The organism is Siccirubricoccus soli, from assembly GCF_024178315.1.
GTDB lineage: Bacteria > Pseudomonadota > Alphaproteobacteria > Acetobacterales > Acetobacteraceae > Siccirubricoccus > Siccirubricoccus soli.
The window spans coordinates 16,127-32,521 of sequence record NZ_JAMZIK010000113.1 but is presented as its reverse complement, the minus strand read 5'-3'; the positions used below and the strand labels follow the sequence as shown (position 1 = coordinate 32,521).

General features: G+C 71.0%; 13 protein-coding genes. 8 read left to right on the top strand and 5 right to left on the bottom strand.

All coding sequences use genetic code 11. The features are described from left to right. Window positions 1-320 precede the first annotated feature (320 nt). Window positions 321-1,940, top strand: coding sequence for an ABC transporter substrate-binding protein (locus NJ376_RS18030; RefSeq protein WP_252954670.1), 1,620 nt, complete (start codon window positions 321-323; stop codon window positions 1,938-1,940). 154 nt (window positions 1,941-2,094) lie between these two features. Here the strand turns inward: NJ376_RS18030 and NJ376_RS18025 are convergent, their stop codons facing one another. The 3 genes from NJ376_RS18025 to phaR form a co-directional block, all read right to left on the bottom strand. Further along, window positions 2,095-2,898, bottom strand: coding sequence for a hypothetical protein (locus tag NJ376_RS18025; protein WP_252954669.1), 804 nt, complete (start codon window positions 2,896-2,898; stop codon window positions 2,095-2,097). A 95-nt stretch (window positions 2,899-2,993) separates the two neighbouring features. Next, the gene (locus NJ376_RS18020) at window positions 2,994-3,470 is read right to left on the bottom strand and encodes a helix-turn-helix domain-containing protein (RefSeq protein ID WP_370288409.1); all 477 of its coding nucleotides are present in this window, start codon (window positions 3,468-3,470) and stop codon (window positions 2,994-2,996) included. 205 nt (window positions 3,471-3,675) lie between these two features. Further along, on the bottom strand, window positions 3,676-4,278 hold the full coding sequence (gene phaR / locus NJ376_RS18015) for a polyhydroxyalkanoate synthesis repressor PhaR (RefSeq protein ID WP_252954667.1): 603 nt from the start codon (window positions 4,276-4,278) through the stop codon (window positions 3,676-3,678). Window positions 4,279-4,742: 464 nt separating this feature from the next. On the opposite strand from phaR, the gene NJ376_RS18010 reads away from it, so the two are divergent. From NJ376_RS18010 to NJ376_RS18000, 3 genes are all read left to right on the top strand, one after another. Beyond that, window positions 4,743-6,029, top strand: coding sequence for an alpha/beta fold hydrolase (locus tag NJ376_RS18010; RefSeq protein ID WP_252954666.1), 1,287 nt, complete (start codon window positions 4,743-4,745; stop codon window positions 6,027-6,029). A 216-nt stretch (window positions 6,030-6,245) separates the two neighbouring features. Beyond that, the gene (locus tag NJ376_RS18005; RefSeq protein WP_252954665.1) at window positions 6,246-7,424 is read left to right on the top strand and encodes an acetyl-CoA C-acetyltransferase; all 1,179 of its coding nucleotides are present in this window, start codon (window positions 6,246-6,248) and stop codon (window positions 7,422-7,424) included. A 161-nt stretch (window positions 7,425-7,585) separates the two neighbouring features. After that, window positions 7,586-8,683, top strand: a complete 1,098-nt coding sequence (locus tag NJ376_RS18000; protein WP_252954664.1) for a sensor histidine kinase — start codon at window positions 7,586-7,588, stop codon at window positions 8,681-8,683. 202 nt (window positions 8,684-8,885) lie between these two features. On the opposite strand, the gene NJ376_RS17995 is transcribed toward NJ376_RS18000, so the two are convergent. After that, entirely contained in the window at window positions 8,886-9,296 is a 411-nt protein-coding gene (locus NJ376_RS17995) for a tautomerase family protein (protein ID WP_252954663.1), read from the bottom strand. 101 nt (window positions 9,297-9,397) lie between these two features. Between NJ376_RS17995 and NJ376_RS17990 the strand changes: the two genes are divergently transcribed. Next, entirely contained in the window at window positions 9,398-10,261 is an 864-nt protein-coding gene (locus NJ376_RS17990; protein WP_252954662.1) for a LysR family transcriptional regulator, read from the top strand. Between the two features lie 36 nt (window positions 10,262-10,297). On the opposite strand, the gene NJ376_RS17985 is transcribed toward NJ376_RS17990, so the two are convergent. Next, on the bottom strand, window positions 10,298-11,371 hold the full coding sequence (locus NJ376_RS17985) for an SMP-30/gluconolactonase/LRE family protein (RefSeq protein ID WP_252954661.1): 1,074 nt from the start codon (window positions 11,369-11,371) through the stop codon (window positions 10,298-10,300). A gap of 168 nt (window positions 11,372-11,539) precedes the next feature. Between NJ376_RS17985 and NJ376_RS17980 the strand changes: the two genes are divergently transcribed. The 3 genes from NJ376_RS17980 to NJ376_RS17970 are packed head-to-tail and all read left to right on the top strand — an operon-like array spanning window position 11,540 to window position 16,313. After that, window positions 11,540-12,709 carry an isovaleryl-CoA dehydrogenase gene (locus tag NJ376_RS17980; RefSeq protein ID WP_252954660.1) on the top strand — a complete coding sequence of 390 codons (1,170 nt, stop codon included), beginning with the start codon at window positions 11,540-11,542 and terminating at the stop codon, window positions 12,707-12,709. Beyond that, window positions 12,709-14,316 carry a carboxyl transferase domain-containing protein gene (locus NJ376_RS17975; RefSeq protein WP_305879998.1) on the top strand — a complete coding sequence of 536 codons (1,608 nt, stop codon included), beginning with the start codon at window positions 12,709-12,711 and terminating at the stop codon, window positions 14,314-14,316. The genes NJ376_RS17980 and NJ376_RS17975 overlap by 1 nt, the downstream gene beginning before the upstream one ends. Before the next feature lie 5 nt (window positions 14,317-14,321). Further along, window positions 14,322-16,313, top strand: a complete 1,992-nt coding sequence (locus tag NJ376_RS17970; RefSeq protein WP_252954659.1) for an acetyl/propionyl/methylcrotonyl-CoA carboxylase subunit alpha — start codon at window positions 14,322-14,324, stop codon at window positions 16,311-16,313. Window positions 16,314-16,395 lie beyond the last annotated feature (82 nt).

Below are 16,395 nucleotides of genomic sequence, written 5' to 3'. Positions count from 1 at the left end.
CCAGGGGTTGTCGCCGACGGCCGCGCCGGGGACGGCGCTGGCTGGCCCGGATCCCGTCCGTCAAGGGCCGGAAGACCTAGAGCGTTTTCGGTTTACATGCGTTCACCGAAAGCGCGCTAAGCCTTTGCTTGCAGAGCAGATTCACGCCTTCGGGCGTTGCCGCCCTACGGCGATCTGCTCTAGAAGCCTCGGATTTCCGACATGCGGGGCGAAGCGGGAGACGCCGGGGAGCCACCGGCACCGCCAACCGGCGCCCGCCACAGCGCCCCGGCCCGCAGCTTGCTTGTCGCCGCCAGCCCTACGTCTTCTGGAGCGACAGGATGAGGAATGGATTTGGCCGCCGCGCCCTGCTGGGCGGCCTCGGCGCCGCGGCAGCGCTGCCCTGGGACCTGGCCCTGGCCCAGGGGGCGCCGAACACCACACTGCGCATCGGCATGACCGCCTCCGCCGTGCCCCTGCCCAACGGCATGCCGGACCAGGGCGCCGAGGGGCACCGCTTCATGGGCATCACCCTCTTCGACCATCTGGTCACCTGGGATCTGTCGAAGGCCGATGCCGCCGCGCCGCTGAAGCCCGGCCTCGCCACGGAGTGGAAGGTGGACCCCGCCGACCCGAAGCGCTGGATCTTCACCCTGCGGGAGGGCGTGAAGTTCCACGACGGCAAGCTCCTGGACGCCGAGGACGTGGTCTTCTCCTACAACCGCGCCTTCAGGAACGATGCGCCGGAATTCGATCCGCGCGGCTCCGCCCAGGTGCGCGCCCGCATGCCGACCATCGTGAACTGGTACGCGGAGGGACCCCGCAGCTTCGTCATCGAGACCCGCGTGGTGGACAGCCTGGTGCCCTATGGCGTGACCTGGATCGGCATCACCCATCGCGGCGCCTGGGAAGCCGCGGGCCGCGACAATGACAAATTCCTGCAGCAGCCGGTCGGCACCGGCCCCTTCAAGCTGGAAAGCTTCCAGGTGCGGGAACGCGCCGTGCTGGCCCGCAACCCCGACTACTGGGAGTCGGCCCGCATCCCGAAGGTCGGCAAGGTGCTGCTGCTCCCCTTGTCGGAGCCGAATACCCGCGTCGCCGCGCTGCGCTCGGGCCAGGTGGATTTCATCGAGGCGCCGCCGCCGGACGCCATCCCCGCCCTGCGCCAGGCCGGCTTCAACATCACCACCAACCAGTACGGCCACAACTGGACCTGGCACTTCTCCCTGGTGGAAGGCTCCCCCTGGCGGGACATTCGGGTGCGGCGCGCGGCGAACCTCGCGATCGACCGTGCCGGCATGAAGGACATGCTGGGCGGCATGATGCTGGAAGGCGGCGGCCTAGTGCCGGTGGGCGGCCCCTGGAACCCGGTGCGCAGCCCGCGGGTCACCTACGATCTGGCCGCGGCGAAGAAGTTGATGGCGGAGGCCGGCTTCTCCCCCCGCAACCCGATCCGCACCAGGACCGCGATTTCCGCCTCCGGCTCCGGCCAGATGCAGCCCATCGCGATGAACGAGGCGGTGCAGCAGATGCTGAAGGAGATCGGCATCGAGGTGACCTTCGAGGTGTTCGACTGGAACACCCTGCTCTCCACCTGGCGCGAAGGGGCGAAGTCGCCGAACATCCGCGGCTGTCACGCGATCAACGTGACCTACACCGCGCTCGACCCCTATTCGGCGTTGATCCGCCTGCTGAAATCGGACCTGGTGGCGCCGGTGGGCAATAATTGGGGCTATCTGAACGAGCCGTCCTACGACGCCCTGATCAACAAGGCGTACGAGACCTTCGACGCCGCCGCCCAGGACGCGGTGCTGAAGGAGCTGCACGACAAGGTGCTGGAGGACCTGCCCTTCCTCTTCGTCGCCCATGACCTGAACCCGCGGGCGATGACGAAGAATGTGAAGGGCTTCGTCCAGGCGCAGAGCTGGTTCCAGGACCTGACGCCGATCAGCATGGGGTAACTCCCACAAAGTCGCTATGCGCCTTCGTGGGAGCCCCGGGGGCGCTCAATTCCCGGGGCTTCGCACCGCCTGAAGCGGCGAAGCCGCTTCCGGCAATGGCAGCGCGCCTGATCGGCGCGCCGCCAGGGCCAGGGGGGAGAGGTGCCCGGTCGTCTCAGCGGTCGGGCAGCCAGAGCTCCAGCGTCTGCGGCGGCGGGGCTGGCTCGTAGCCGCGGAAATCCTGGATCGCCCAGCCGCGGCCGAGCCGTCCGGCCAGCCGCGCCGCCGCCGGGGCATCGGCCGCGTGGAAATACCGCACCACCCGATGCGCCGGCGCCGCCGAGACCGCCCGCATCTCGCCCAGCTCGAAGCCGGCATCGCGCACCAGCGCCGCCGCGCCGCTCGCCGCCTCCGCCGCGCCGGCGGAGCCGGAGGGGAAATGGACGAAGACGCGCGAGGTGCCGCTGCGCGGCGCCTCCACCGCGGAGGTCTGACGCGGCGCGGCCTCGCGCGGTGGCGCCTCACGCTCACGGCGCGGCGCGGCGTCCCGCGGCGGATCGGGCGGCGGCGGCAGTTCCCGCGCCGCGGCGGGGGCCTCTGCCGTGACCCTGGCCGCCTCCGGCGTCTCCGCCGAGGGGACACCCTGGCGCCGGCGCAGCAGGGCGAGCTCGGCCTCGGCCTCGCTCCGCGCCAGCATGGCCTCGGCCAGCTTCTCGGTCTCCTCCGCCACGGCGTTGCGCAGCGCTGCGAGCTCCGACGCCAAATGGTCCCGGGCGGCTTCCATCGCCGGGGAGGGCAGGTCCGCATCCGCGGCCGCGCGATCCGGGGCCGCGCGCTGGGGCGCCGGCGCCTCGGCCAGGCCGGCCGCGTCCGGGGCGGGCATCGTGAAGGGCCGCTGCGCCAAGGGCGGCAGGTTCGCCACCCCCAGCCCGTAGCCGGCCACGCCGCCCAGCACCAACAGCCCCGCCCCGGTCAGCACCCCGGCCCAAGGGCGCCGCCGCGGCGCGGGGCGTGGCGTCGGCCAATCCTGCTCCAGCCGGATCCGGCGGACCGGCCGGTCGGCAACCCCGGCGGTCAGTGGGCCCCCGCAGCCTCGGCCAGCCCGGCCGTCCCGCTGCCCTCCTGGCTCTGGGCTGCCAGGGCACGAGCCATCTGGCTCAGCGCCTCCTGGTGCTTCTCATTGTCGATCAGCGCGAAATTCCGTGCCAGTTCCAGGCACATGCGCTGCCGGGACGAGATCTCCTGCGGTTCCGCCTCGGTCGCCAGCCCGTCGAAGAACCAGGAGACGGTGACGCCGAGCACCTGGGCGATCTCGAACAGCCGCCCGGCGGAGATCCGGTTCAGCCCGCGCTCATACTTATGTGCCTGCTGGTAGGTCACGCCGATCATGCGGGCCAGCTGCTGCTGCGACAGGCCCATCATCACCCGGCGTTCCCGAATGCGGGCGCCAACGTGCCGGTCCGCCGCATTGGCGCGCTGACCCGGCCTTAACGGGCCGGCACGCCGCCCTGCCTCGCCCTGGCGCCCTTCTGCCGTCTCGGAAACCGCCATGCGTCTTTCCCCCGTAGGTGTCTCACACCAGGGAATGCCGCGGCCCCGATCATGTTCCACCGCGGCGCGTGACGAAGCCGTGATGGGAAGCGGGGAACCGTTTCCTCGCTCAGGAGGCGACACGGCGTTGCGACCCGTTCCGGTTCCGGGCGAGGCAGAGGACGCTGCCGGCGGTTCTCCGGCCGCCCGGTGGCTCTGGCCGGTCTCAGCCCTGGCTGGCCTTGGCGCGGGCCTCGGCCAGTTCGCGCCTGAGCTGCTCCACCTCGGCGCGCAGCGCCTCCACGGTCTGGCCCTGCTGCTCCGCCGGGCGGAAGGGGGCGAAGAGGCTCATCGCCCGCTCCAGCATGGCCATGTTCTGCTTGCCCAGCTCCTCGAAGCCGGGGAAGGGCAGGAAGCTGCCCATGCCCATGGCCTGGCCCATGGCGCGGCGCATCTGTTCCTGCTGCCGGGCGAAGCCCGCCATCGCATCCTCCAGGTAGCGCGGCAGCACGGTCTGCAGGCTGTCCCCGTAGAAGCCGATGAGCTGGCGGAGGAAGCCTTCCGGCAGCAGGCTGGCGCCGCCCTTCGCCTCCTCCTCGACGATGATCTGGGTGAGGACGGAACGGGTGATGTCCTCGCCCGACTTGGCATCGAACACCACGAAGTCACGGCCGGCGCGGACCATGTTCGCCAGGTCCTCGAGTGTCACGTAGCTTGAGGACTCGGTGTTGTAGAGGCGACGATTCGCGTATTTCTTCACCACCACCGGCGGCGTCGGCGGCGCACCGGGCGGGGGGGCCTGTTCGGCGCGGGCGGCTTGTTCGGCCATGGTCTGTCTCTTTTCCCGATGCCAGCGTTTCTAGACGCTCAGCCTAGCCGCCGGGATGGCGGCACTGGAAGCCGTTTTTTGTGCGCTGCACAGCACGGCGCGGCGGGGGCAAGCGGGCCAGGCAGGCGGCGGTCGCAACGTGCCGGGCGAGGCGCTATCCTGGCCCGTCGCCGGCTGGAGCGCCGGGCCCGGGCGCGATCCGCCGGGGCCGGGACGCAGGGCCCGGACAACGTATGGCCTGGATGACGCAGGGCTTGGGTGAAGCGGGGGCATGAGCGGGCCGAAGGAACAGCCGGACGAGCCCGATCTCGAACAACTGGCCGAGGATTGGGTGGCGCTGTGGCAGACGGAGCTGGCCGGGCTGGCGGCGGACCCCGGGCTTGCGGCGCTGTGGCGCCGTTTCGCCCTGCTGGGCCTGGCTTGGTGGCGCGCCCTGCAGCCGGCCTGGGCGGAGGCCGGGCAGCATGACCACGTACCCGGGACCGCGGCCGCTGGCGCTGCATCTGGGCCTGGCGGGGCTGCGGCGGCTGGCGGCGCTGGCGGCCCTGCCCCTGCTGGAGAAGGGGGGCGGAATGGGCCCGACGCCGCCCTCCTCGCCCGGCTCGCCGAGCTGGAATCCCGCCTGGCCGCGCTCGAGCGCCGGCCGGCAGGAGCTGGCGCGGATCGCGGCCGCCCTCGCCGCCGGCGGCCACCGGACTGAGGCTTTCCAGGCCGCCGTGCTGCGCGTGCTGGCGCGGCAGGATGCAGCGCTGCTCGGCGGCATCGCCGCCTATCGCCGCCAGGCGGCGCCGCCGGAAGCGCCGCCGCCGCCAGCCCTCTGGACGGAGGGCGGCAGCGCGCTGCGGGATTATGGCGGCCAGGAGGGTGGGACGGGGCCGGCCCTGCTGGTCGTCCCCTCCCTCATCAACCGGGCGAGGGTGCTGGACCTGCTGCCGGACTCCTCGTGCCTCCGCTTCCTGGCCGCCGCCGGCACCCGGCCGCTGCTGCTGGATTGGGGGGAGCCAGGGCCGCTGGAACGCGGCTTCACCCTGACCGACTACATCGCCGGCCGGCTGGAACGGGCGCTGCAGGCGGCGGTGGCGGTGGCGGGCGGGCCCGTGGTGCTGGTGGGCTATTGCATGGGCGGGCTGCTGGCGCTGGCCGTGGCGCAGCGGCGGCCGGAACTGGTCGCCGCCCTCGGCCTCTGGGCCGTGCCCTGGGATTTCTGGGCGGCGGGGGCGGGGGAGGCGCAGGCCCTGGCGGCGCTGCTACCGGCGCTGGAGCCCTTGCTGGATCTGCATGGCGAGCTGCCGGTGGCGGCGCTGCAGGCCCTCTTCGCCCTGCCCGACCCCTTCGGCGTCATTGCCAAATATCGCGACTTCGCCCGGCTGGACCCGGACGGGCCGGCGGCAAGGCGCTTTGCCGCGCTGGAGGATTGGCTGAATGACGGCGTGCCGCTGGCCGCGCCGGTGGCGCGGGAATGCCTTTCCGGCTGGTACGGCGCCAACAGCCCGGCCCGGGGCGCCTGGCGGGTGGCAGGGGAGGCGGTGGCGCCGGCAAGCCTCGGCCTGCCCGCATTCCTCGCCGTGCCATCACGCGACCGCATCGTGCCGCCCGCCTCCGCCCTGGCCCTGGCCGGGCTGCTGCCGGGGGCGGTGCTGCACCGTGCCGCGGCCGGGCATGTGGGGATGGTGGCGGGACGGGGGGCGGAGGCGGTGCTGTGGCGGCCCTTTCTCGACTGGGTCAATGGCCTGCCCCGTGCAGCAGGGTAGTCTGAAGGGGCGCCCACCGGCAGGATCCGGCGCCGCCTGAATTGATGCTGCGATGACCAAGCCGGCCGACTCACACCGGGGTCCGGGGCCAGGTCCTGGCCCCGGCGGGGGCTCGGGGGCAGCGCCCCCGATCCTCGCCGCGGACAGCCGCCGCTTGTGGCCGGAAGGGGGGCGCGCCACATTGTCGCCCAAATACGAGTTGGGAGAATGCCCGTCATGACCGAGATCGTCATCGCCAGCGCCGCGCGCACGCCGGTCGGCAGCTTCAACGGGGCCTTCGCCTCCCTGCCGGCGCATGCCCTCGGCACGGTCGCCATCCAGGCGGCGCTGGCCCGGGCCGGGGTGAAGCCGGAGGAGGTGGATGAGGTCATCCTCGGCCAGATCCTCACCGCCGGCGCCGGGCAGAACCCGGCCCGCCAGGCGGCGATCGCCGCCGGCATCCCGGTGGAGCGCACCGCCTTCGGGATCAACCAGCTCTGCGGCTCCGGCCTCCGCGCCGTGGCGCTCGCCGCGCAGCAGATCGCCACCGGCGATGCTGCCATCGTCATCGCCGGCGGGCAGGAGAGCATGACCCAGGCGCCGCACGCCGCGAACCTCCGCGCCGGCCAGAAGATGGGCGGGCTGGAGCTGGTGGACACCATGCTGAAGGACGGGCTGTGGGACGCCTTCCACGGCTACCACATGGGCAACACGGCGGAGAACGTCGCGCAGAAATTCCAGCTCACCCGGCAGGAGCAGGACGAATTCGCCGCCAACAGCCAGCGCAAGGCGGGCGAGGCGATGAAGGCCGGCCGCTTCAAGGACGAGATCGCCCCGGTGACGGTGAAGACCCGCAAGGGCGAGGTCGTGGTGGAGGCCGACGAATACCCGAAGCCGGAAACGACGGCGGAGGTGCTGGCGAAGCTCCGCCCCGCCTTCTCGAAGGACGGCACGGTGACGGCGGGCAATGCCAGCGGCATCAATGACGGCGCCGCGGCGGTGGTGGTGATGAGCGCCGAGGAGGCGCGCAGGCGCGGCATCACGCCGCTGGCGCGGATCGTCAGCTGGGCGACCGCCGGCGTCGATCCCGCCATCATGGGCACCGGCCCGATCCCGGCCAGCCGCAAGGCGTTGCAGAAGGCCGGCTGGGACATCGCCAGCCTCGACCTGATCGAGGCGAACGAGGCCTTCGCGGCGCAGGCCTGCGCGGTGAACAAGGATCTCGGCTGGGATCCGGCGAAGGTCAACGTGAATGGCGGCGCCATCGCCCTGGGCCATCCGATCGGCGCCTCCGGCGCGCGGGTGCTGAACACCCTGCTGTTCGAGATGCAGCGGCGCGAGGCGAAGCGCGGCCTCGCCACGCTGTGCATCGGCGGCGGCATGGGCGTGGCGATGTGCCTGGAGCGGGCCCACTGAGCGGCGCGGCCGGGGCGGGCACGCCGCCCCGGCCGAGGCTGCGGCTTTGTCGCCGCGGCGGGAAACCGTTCTGCATACGCCCGTTCTTTTGCTTTGGCAGGGCGCGCCATAGGTGACATAGAAGCGGTGTCCCTTGTTGGAACGGAGGGCCGCCGCAGCGCATGGACGACCCGAATGCCAAGCCGCCCGAGGTCGAACAGCTGCTGGCGCTGCCCGAACTTGCCGAGGCCCTGCGCAGCGAACAGTTCCGGCTCTTTCTCGATCACGTCCCGGTCGCACTGATCGTCGCCACGCCGCAGCAGGCGGGCGAGTGCATCGCCTATGCCAACCCGGCGGCGGAAAGGCTGACCGGCATGAGCGCTGCGGCGCTGGAGGGTCAGGGATGGACCGCGCTGCCCGGAGAGGCGGAAGGGGAGGGACCCGATCTCGGCATCGCCGTGACCGAAGGGCAGGACCGGCTCGGCTGCTTCCGCATCGCGCGGGAGGGGGCGGAGCCGGTTCTCGTCGAAGCCTATGCCAGCCTCATCGAGGATGAGTCCGGCGCCCCTGCCTTCCGCCTGCTGGCCCTGGTCGATGTCAGCCTTGTCATCGCCGGCGAGCGGGAGGCGATGGCGCAGCGCCTGCAGGACAGCGATCTGCTGCTGCGGGAGATGCAGCACCGGGTGAAGAACAACCTGCAGCTCGTCACCGCGCTGATCCGCATCGAGGCGCGCAACGCCGCCCGCGGCGCGATCATGGACGGCGCCTTCGACCGGCTGGCCGGGCGGGTCGAGGCGGTGGCCCTGCTCTACCGGGAGCTGGATGGGAATACCCGCGAGGCTGAGGTCGATCTCGGCACCTATCTCAGTCAGGTCGCCTCCGCCGTCATGCGCGCCCATGCCGCTGCCGGCATCCGGCTGGAGCTGAAGGTGGATGCCTGGCCGGTCTCGGTGAACGTCGCCATGCCGGCCGGGCTGGTGGTGAACGAGCTGCTGACCAATGCGCTGAAATACGCCTTCCGGGGGCGGGATGGCGGCACCATCACCTTGCACAGCGTGGTGGACGAGAGGGGCTGCGAGGTGTTGGTCGCCGATGACGGGATCGGCCTGCCGGAGGGCGTGACCTGGCCGCAGCCGGGGCGGCTCAGCGCGCTGATCCTGCGCTCGCTGGAGCAGAACGCGCTGGCCCGGGTGCAGGTGGAGTCGAAGCCGGGAGAGGGGATGCAGGTGCGCATCCGCTTCAGCCGCAGCGCGGCGGCGGCGCAGGCGGACGGGGCGTGACGCCGGAGGGCTGAACCGCCGCAGCCGTGCATCGCGTGCGGGCCAGGGGCCAGGGCATGATCCTGTCCGCAGGACCATGTTCCGGCGCGGTTCGGCCCATGCTCGCCCGCGCCACTTGGCGGCTATGGGCGGCACGCCTCCCAGGGCGCCAGGTCCGGGACAGCCCCGGGAGGCGCCCCATTCGCGGCAGAGGCTGCGGACCTCAGGAACGAGGTGACGGGTTGGCGTGCTGGAACCGGTATTCCTGCGTCACCCCGCCATAGCCATAGGCGCTCGCGCGGCAATCGATGATGTGCACGTTGGAGTGCGGGTGCAGGTTGCCGATCATCTCGGAGAGCAGGTCGAAGGCCGCTTTCTGGTAGCGCGCCTTCTGCGCCTTGGTGTTGGTCTCGTCGGTGACCGTCACCTCCAGCCGGAAGGAGTTCCGGCCATGCTCGGCGAGCGACCGGTTCTCGATGAACCAGAGCTCGTGCGGGACGAATTGGAGCATGACCATGGTCTGCGCCGGCTGCTTCTCCAGCACATCGCAGGTCAGGGCGGTGAGGGCGGGGACGATGCGCCGGGCCAGCGCGGGGTCGGGCTGGCCGGAAAGCTTCAGGGTGAGTCCAGGCATGCTGTGGCTCCTGTGCCGGGGTGGTGCGAGGCCAGGATGGGTGTCGGCTTGATGCCTGAAAAGCCGGAAGATACGATAGCATCCATCGGTAAACCCGAAGGATGTCCTTGCGCCCCTTCGATCTGGAGCAATTGCGGTCGCTGGTGGCGACCGTGGAGGCCGGCAGCCTCTCCGCCGCCGCGCCGGTCCTCGGCCGGTCGCAATCCGCCCTGAGCGAGCAGCTCCGCAAGCTCGAAGACTTCACCGGGGTCACGCTGCTCGAGCGCGGCAAGAAGGGGGTGAGCCCAACCGCGGCGGGCCAGCGGCTGGTGGCGCATGCGCGGACCATGCTGGCGCTGAGCGACCATGCCCTTGAGGAGATGCGCGGGGCGACGCTGACCGGAGAGCTGCGCCTCGCCATCACCGATTATTTCCGCCCGGGTGCCATCGCCGAGATGCTGAAGCGGCTGCGGGTTCGCTATCCGCGTCTGCGGCTGCACGTCACCATTCGCAAGAGCCTGCAGATCGAGCGGGAGGCCGGCGGCGGCGAGTTCGATATCGGCCTCTCCATGCGGATCCTCGACGGGCGTAGCCTGCCCGAAGGCATCCCGGTGCGCCGCGAGGCGCTGCGCTGGGTCGCGGCGACTGGCTTCGAGCAGGAGGGCCAGGCGCCGCTGCCGCTGCTGGTGCTGCCGGAAGGCTGTTCCCTGCAGCGCTTCGTGCGGCAGCTGCTGGAGGCGGAAGGCGTGCCCTATGTCATCGCGCACTCGGCCTCCGGCGTCGCCGGGCTGCAATCGGCCCTGGTCGCGGGCCTTGGCATGTCCTGCCTCAACGCCTCCGCCGTGCCGGACGGCGCGGAGCCATGGCCGCCGGCACGGGCGCTGCCGCCCCTGCCGGAGGTCGAGTTCAGCCTGCTGCCGCCACGCCCGGGGGAGGCCCCGCTGGTCGGCGAGGTGCGGGAGATGCTGGCGAGCCAGCTTGCCTGAGCCGGGATCGGGAGGGAGGCGCCACCGCCGGCTGCCTCAGCAGAAATGCGCCCCGCGCGTTTCCACCGGCACCATGTAGAGCGACTGGCTGGCTGCCATGTAGAGGTGGTTCCGCCGGGCGCCGCCGAAGCAGAGATTGGCGCAGATCTCCGGCAGCCTGATCTGCCCGATCCGCTGGCCGTCGGGAGCGAAGACATGCACGCCGTCATAGCCATCCCCGACCCAGCCGGCGCCGACCCAGAGATTGCCCTGCTCGTCGCAGCGCACGCCGTCGCCGAAGCCGGATTTTCCGTTGAGTTCCATGTCGCAGAAGGTGCGGGGATTGGAGAGGCGCGGGCCGTTCACGTCATAGACCCAGATGATGTTCTTCGCCTGCTCGTAATGCGTCTGGCCGCTGTCGGCGACATAGAGGCGGCGGTAATCCGGTGAGAAGCAGAGGCCGTTGGGCTTGAAGGGCTCGTCCGCCACCTTCGTCACCTCGCCGCTCTGGCCGTCGATCCGGTAGATCGCTTCCTTGATGAAGGGGCGGGGGCTGTTGGCGCTCTCCGGCACGCGGTTGCCCTCGTAATTCATCAGCGCGCCATAGCCGGGATCGGTGAACCAGATGGCGCCGTCCTCCGGATGCACCACGCCATCGTTCGGCGCGTTGAAGGCGCCGTCCGGGCCGCGCGCGGCGAGCACGGTGGTGGTGCCGTTCGGCTCGTAGCGCAGCACGTCGCGGTGGAAGTGGCGGAAGGCGATCTGCCGGCCTTCCCGGTCGAAGGTGTTGCCGTTGGAGAAGCCGGACGGGCTGCGGAAGCGGCGATGGACGGAGTGGTCCTCCTCCACCATGCGCAGGCATTCGTCGTTCGGGATGTCGGACCACACCAGGAAGCGGCCGGTGGCGTGCCAGGCGGGGCCTTCCGCCCAGCCATAGCCGGTGCCGATGCGGCGGATGGCGGTGTTGCCGAGGCGGGCGGTGAAGCGCTTGGGGTCGATGGCGACGATATCGGCATCCGGGTAGCGGGTGGGCGCGGCGCCGCGGTCATAGCGCTGGGCGGCGGCCGGGATGGCGGCGCCGGCGGCGAGCGCAGCGGCGAGGACGCCGCGGCGCGTGGCGGTCTGGGTCATTCTCGTTTCCTCCCCTGGCGGGCGCGGGGAGGGTGGCATGCAGCGTGGCCGCGCACGGTCGCGACTGCGCGAGTTGGGCGCGGGGGGCAGCGGCGGCTTGCCTCTCCCCCGGAAACGAACGTATGTTTGTTTTTAAGCCCGGCCCGCAACGGCCCGTGGAGGAAACGCATGCGCAACGAGATCCCCGGCCTCGATTTCGGCCTCGGCGAGACCGCCGATGCGCTGCGCGATCAGGTTGCCGCTTTCGCCGCCGCCGAAATCGCGCCGCTCGCCGCCGAGGCCGATCGCAGCAACGAATTCCCCATGCCGCTCTGGCGCAGGCTGGGGGAGATGGGGCTGCTCGGCATCACGGTGGAGGAGGAGTATGGCGGCGCCGGCATGGGCTACCTGGAACATGTGGTGGCCATGGAGGAGATCAGCCGCGCCTCCGCCTCGGTGGGGCTGTCCTACGGTGCGCATTCCAACCTCTGCGTCAACCAGATCCGCCGCAACGGCAATGAGGCGCAGCGGCGGCGCTATCTGCCGAAGCTGATCAGCGGCGAGCATGTCGGGGCGCTGGCGATGAGCGAGCCGGGGGCGGGCAGCGACGTCGTCTCCATGCGGCTGCGCGCCGAGAAGCGTGGCGATCGCTACCTCTTGAACGGCAATAAATTCTGGATCACCAACGGGCCGGATGCCGATGTGCTGGTGGTCTATGCCAAGACCGATCCGGCGGCCGGCCCCCGCGGCATCACCGCCTTTCTGATCGAGAAGAGCTTCAAGGGGTTCAGCACCGCGCAGAAGCTGGACAAGCTCGGCATGCGCGGCTCCAACACCTGCGAGCTGGTCTTCGCAGATTGCGAAGTGCCGGAGGAGAATGTGCTGGGCAGCGTCGGCCGCGGCGTGAACGTGCTGATGAGCGGGCTGGACTATGAGCGCGCGGTGCTGGCCGGCGGGCCGCTCGGCATCATGCGCGCCTGCCTGGATGTGGTGGTGCCCTATGTGCATGAACGCAGGCAGTTCGGCCAGGCGATCGGCGAATTCCAGCTCATGCAAGGCAAGCTTGCCGATATGTACACGGTGATGAATGCGGCGCGCGCCTATGTCTATGCCGTGGCCAGGGCCTGCGATGCTGGGCGGACCACGCGGAAGGATGCCGCCGGCGCCATCCTCTTCGCCGCCGAGAAGGCCACCTGGATGGCGCTGGAGGCGATCCAGTCCCTCGGCGGCAATGGCTACATCAACGACTACCCGACCGGCCGCCTGCTGCGCGATGCCAAGCTGTATGAGATCGGTGCCGGCACCAGCGAGATACGCCGCATGCTGATCGGCCGCGAACTCTTCGCCGAGACCGCCTGATGCCGGCACTGGAAAGCGCGCTGGACCTCCACGGGGCGGAGGCGAAGGCGAATGCGGCGGCGATGCGGGCGCTGGTTGCCGATCTGCGCGAGCGCGCCGAGGCGGTGCGCCAGGGCGGGGGCGAGGCGGCACGGCAGCGGCACCTCTCGCGCGGCAAGCTGCTGCCGCGGGACCGCGTCCGGGCGCTGATCGACCCCGTCTCGCCCTTCCTCGAGATCGGCCAGCTGGCGGCGCAGGGGATGTATGGCGGGGAGGTGCCCTCGGCCGGCATCATCACCGGCATCGGGCGTGTTTCCGGCCGCGAATGCGTCATCATCGCCAACGACGCCACGGTGAAGGGCGGCACCTATTACCCCATCACGGTGAAGAAGCATCTGCGGGCGCAGGAAATCGCGGAGCAGAACCGGCTGCCCTGCCTCTATCTGGTGGACAGCGGCGGGGCGAACCTGCCGAACCAGGACGAGGTCTTCCCCGACCGCGAGCATTTCGGCCGCATCTTCTACAATCAGGCGCGCATGTCGGCGGCCGGCATTCCGCAGATCGCCGTCGTGATGGGAAGCTGCACCGCGGGTGGCGCCTATGTGCCGGCGATGTCGGATGAAAGCGTTATCGTCCGCAACCAGGGCACCATCTTCCTCGCCGGCCCCCCGCTGGTAAAGGCGGCGACGGGCGAGGTGGTGAGCGCGGAGGAGCTGGGCGGCGCCGATGTGCACAGCCGCATCTCCGGCGTCACCGACCACTATGCCGAGAACGACGCGCATGCGCTCGGCATCGCGCGGCGCATCGTGGCCAACCTCAACGCGGTGAAGCGCCCGCCCATGGCGCTGCGCGCGCCTGCTCCGCCGCGCTACGCGGCGGAGGAGCTCTACAGCGTGGTGCCCGCCAATCTGCGCACGCCCTATGATGTGCGGGAGGTGATCGCCCGGCTGGTGGATGGCAGCGAGTTCGACGAGTTCAAGCGGCTCTATGGCCAGACCCTGGTCTGCGGCTTCGCGCATCTCTGGGGCTACCCCATCGGTATCGTCGCCAATAACGGCATCCTGTTCTCGGAGAGTGCGCAGAAGGGCGCGCATTTCATCGAGCTCTGCGCCCAGCGGGGCATTCCGCTGGTCTTCCTGCAGAACATCTCCGGCTTCATGGTGGGCCGGAAATACGAGGCGGGCGGCATCGCCAAGGATGGCGCGAAGATGGTGACGGCCGTGGCCACCGCCGCCGTGCCCAAGTTTACGGTCATCATCGGCGGCAGCTTCGGCGCGGGGAATTACGGCATGTGCGGCCGCGCCTATTCGCCGCGCTTTCTCTGGATGTGGCCGAATGCGCGCATCGGGGTGATGGGCGGGGAGCAGGCGGCGAGCGTGCTCGCCACCGTCCGGCGCGACGGCATCGAGGGCCGGGGCGGCGCCTGGAGCGCCGAGGCGGAGGAGGAGTTCAAGGCGCCGATCCGCGCGCAGTATGAGGAACAGGGCCACCCCTACTACGCCACGGCGCGGCTCTGGGATGACGGCGTGATCGACCCGGCGGAGACGCGGCGCGTGCTGGCGCTCGGCCTCTCCGCCGCGCTGAACGCGCCCATTCCCGAAACCCGCTTCGGCCTGTTCAGGATGTGACGGCGATGTTCCGCAAGCTCCTCATCGCCAATCGTGGCGAGATCGCCTGCCGGGTGATCGCCACGGCGCGACGCATGGGTATCGCCACCATCGCCGTCTATTCCGAGGCCGATGCCGGCGCGCGCCACGCGGAACTCGCCGACGAGGCCTGGCCGATCGGCCCGGCGCCGGCACGGCAGAGCTATCTGGACATCGCCCGCATCCTCGATGCGGCGAAGCGCGCGGGCGCCGAGGCGGTGCATCCGGGCTATGGCTTCCTCTCGGAGAATGCCGACTTCGCCGCCCGCTGCGCCGAGGCGGGCCTCGTCTTCGTCGGGCCGCCGGTGGAGGCGATCCGCGCCATGGGCTCCAAGGCCGAGAGCAAGGCGCTGATGGCGCGGGCCGGCGTGCCCCTGGTGCCGGGCTACCATGGCGAGGACCAGCATCCCGCGCTGCTGGCGGCGGAGGCGGGCCGCATCGGCTTCCCCGTGCTGATCAAGGCCAGCGCCGGCGGCGGCGGCAAGGGCATGCGCGTGGTGGAGCGCGCGGAGGAATTCGCCGCGGCGCTGGAAGGCGCGCGACGGGAGGCCAAGGCCGCCTTCGGCGATGACCGGGTGCTGGTGGAGAAATACCTGACGCGGCCGCGCCATATCGAGATCCAGGTCTTCGCCGACAGCCAGGGCAACACCATCTCGCTCTTCGAGCGGGACTGCTCCATCCAGCGCCGTCACCAGAAGGTGGTGGAGGAAGCGCCGGCGCCGGGCATGGACCCCGCCCGCCGTGCCGCGATGGGGGAGGCGGCCTGCGCCGCTGCGCGCGCCGTGGGCTATGTCGGCGCCGGGACGGTGGAGTTCATCGCGGAAGGCGATGCCTTCTACTTCATGGAGATGAACACGCGGCTGCAGGTGGAGCATCCGGTGACGGAGATGGTCACCGGCCTCGATCTGGTCGAGTGGCAGCTCCGTGTCGCAGCCGGCGAGGCGCTGCCCACCACCGCGCCGCAGCTCCGCGGCCATGCCATCGAGGTACGCCTCTACGCCGAGGATCCGGCGCGCAGCTTCCTGCCGGCCACCGGCATGCTCACGCATCTGCGCCAGCCGGCCGAACAGCCCGGCGCGGTGCGCGTCGATACCGGCGTGCGGCAGGGTGATCGCATCACGCCCTTCTACGACCCGATGATCGCCAAGCTGATCGTCTGGGGCGAGGATCGCGCGGCGGCGGTGCGGCGGCTCTCCGCGGCGCTGGCGGAGTATGAGGTGGCGGGCCTGCGCACCAACCTCGCCCTGCTACGTAACATCGCCGCACACCCGGCCTTCGCCGCGGCGGAACTGGATACCGGCTTCATCGCCCGCCACGGCGCCGGGCTGCTGGCGACGCCGGCGCCAGAGGCGCGCCTGCTGCTGGCCGCTGCTGCGCTCTTCGTGCTGCGGGACCAGCAGGCAGCCATCGCCGCCGCGGCAGCTTCCAGCGGCGATCCCTGGAGCCCTTGGGCCACCCCCGATGCCTGGCGGCTGAATGGCGAGGGCTATCAGGATCTGTTCTTCCGGCTGGGAGAGGGCGAGCCGACCCGGCTGCGCAGCGTGCCGCTGGGGGAGGGCGCCTACCGGCTGGAGCTGCCAGGCGACGCGGCGGTGGCGAAGCTCGAGCCGCTGGCCGAGGGCTTCCGCTTGAGCCTGGATGGCATTACTCGCCGCCTCGGCCTGCTGCGGCGCGGGGCGGAGATCACCATCATCCTGGACGGCGCCAACCACCTGGTGGTGCAGGAAGACCCGCTGGCCCCGCCGGCGCGGGAGGCGGCAGGCAGCGACCGCGTCACCGCTCCGGTGCCGGGCCGCGTCACCCGCGTGCTGGTGCAGGTGGGCGAGGAAGTCTCGCGCAACGCCCCGCTGCTGGTCATCGAGGCGATGAAGACGGAATTCACGCTGCGCGCACCCATGGATGGCGTGGTGGCGGCGGTGCGGGCAAGGCTGGATGAGATGGTGGAGGAAGGGGCGGAGCTGGTCAGCTTCGCCGGGTGACGGCGCATTTCGAGAGGGGCGCTGCCCCTCTCGAGCTCACCCCGTCAAAGGCCGAAGGGCATCTGGACACCCACGAGTTAGG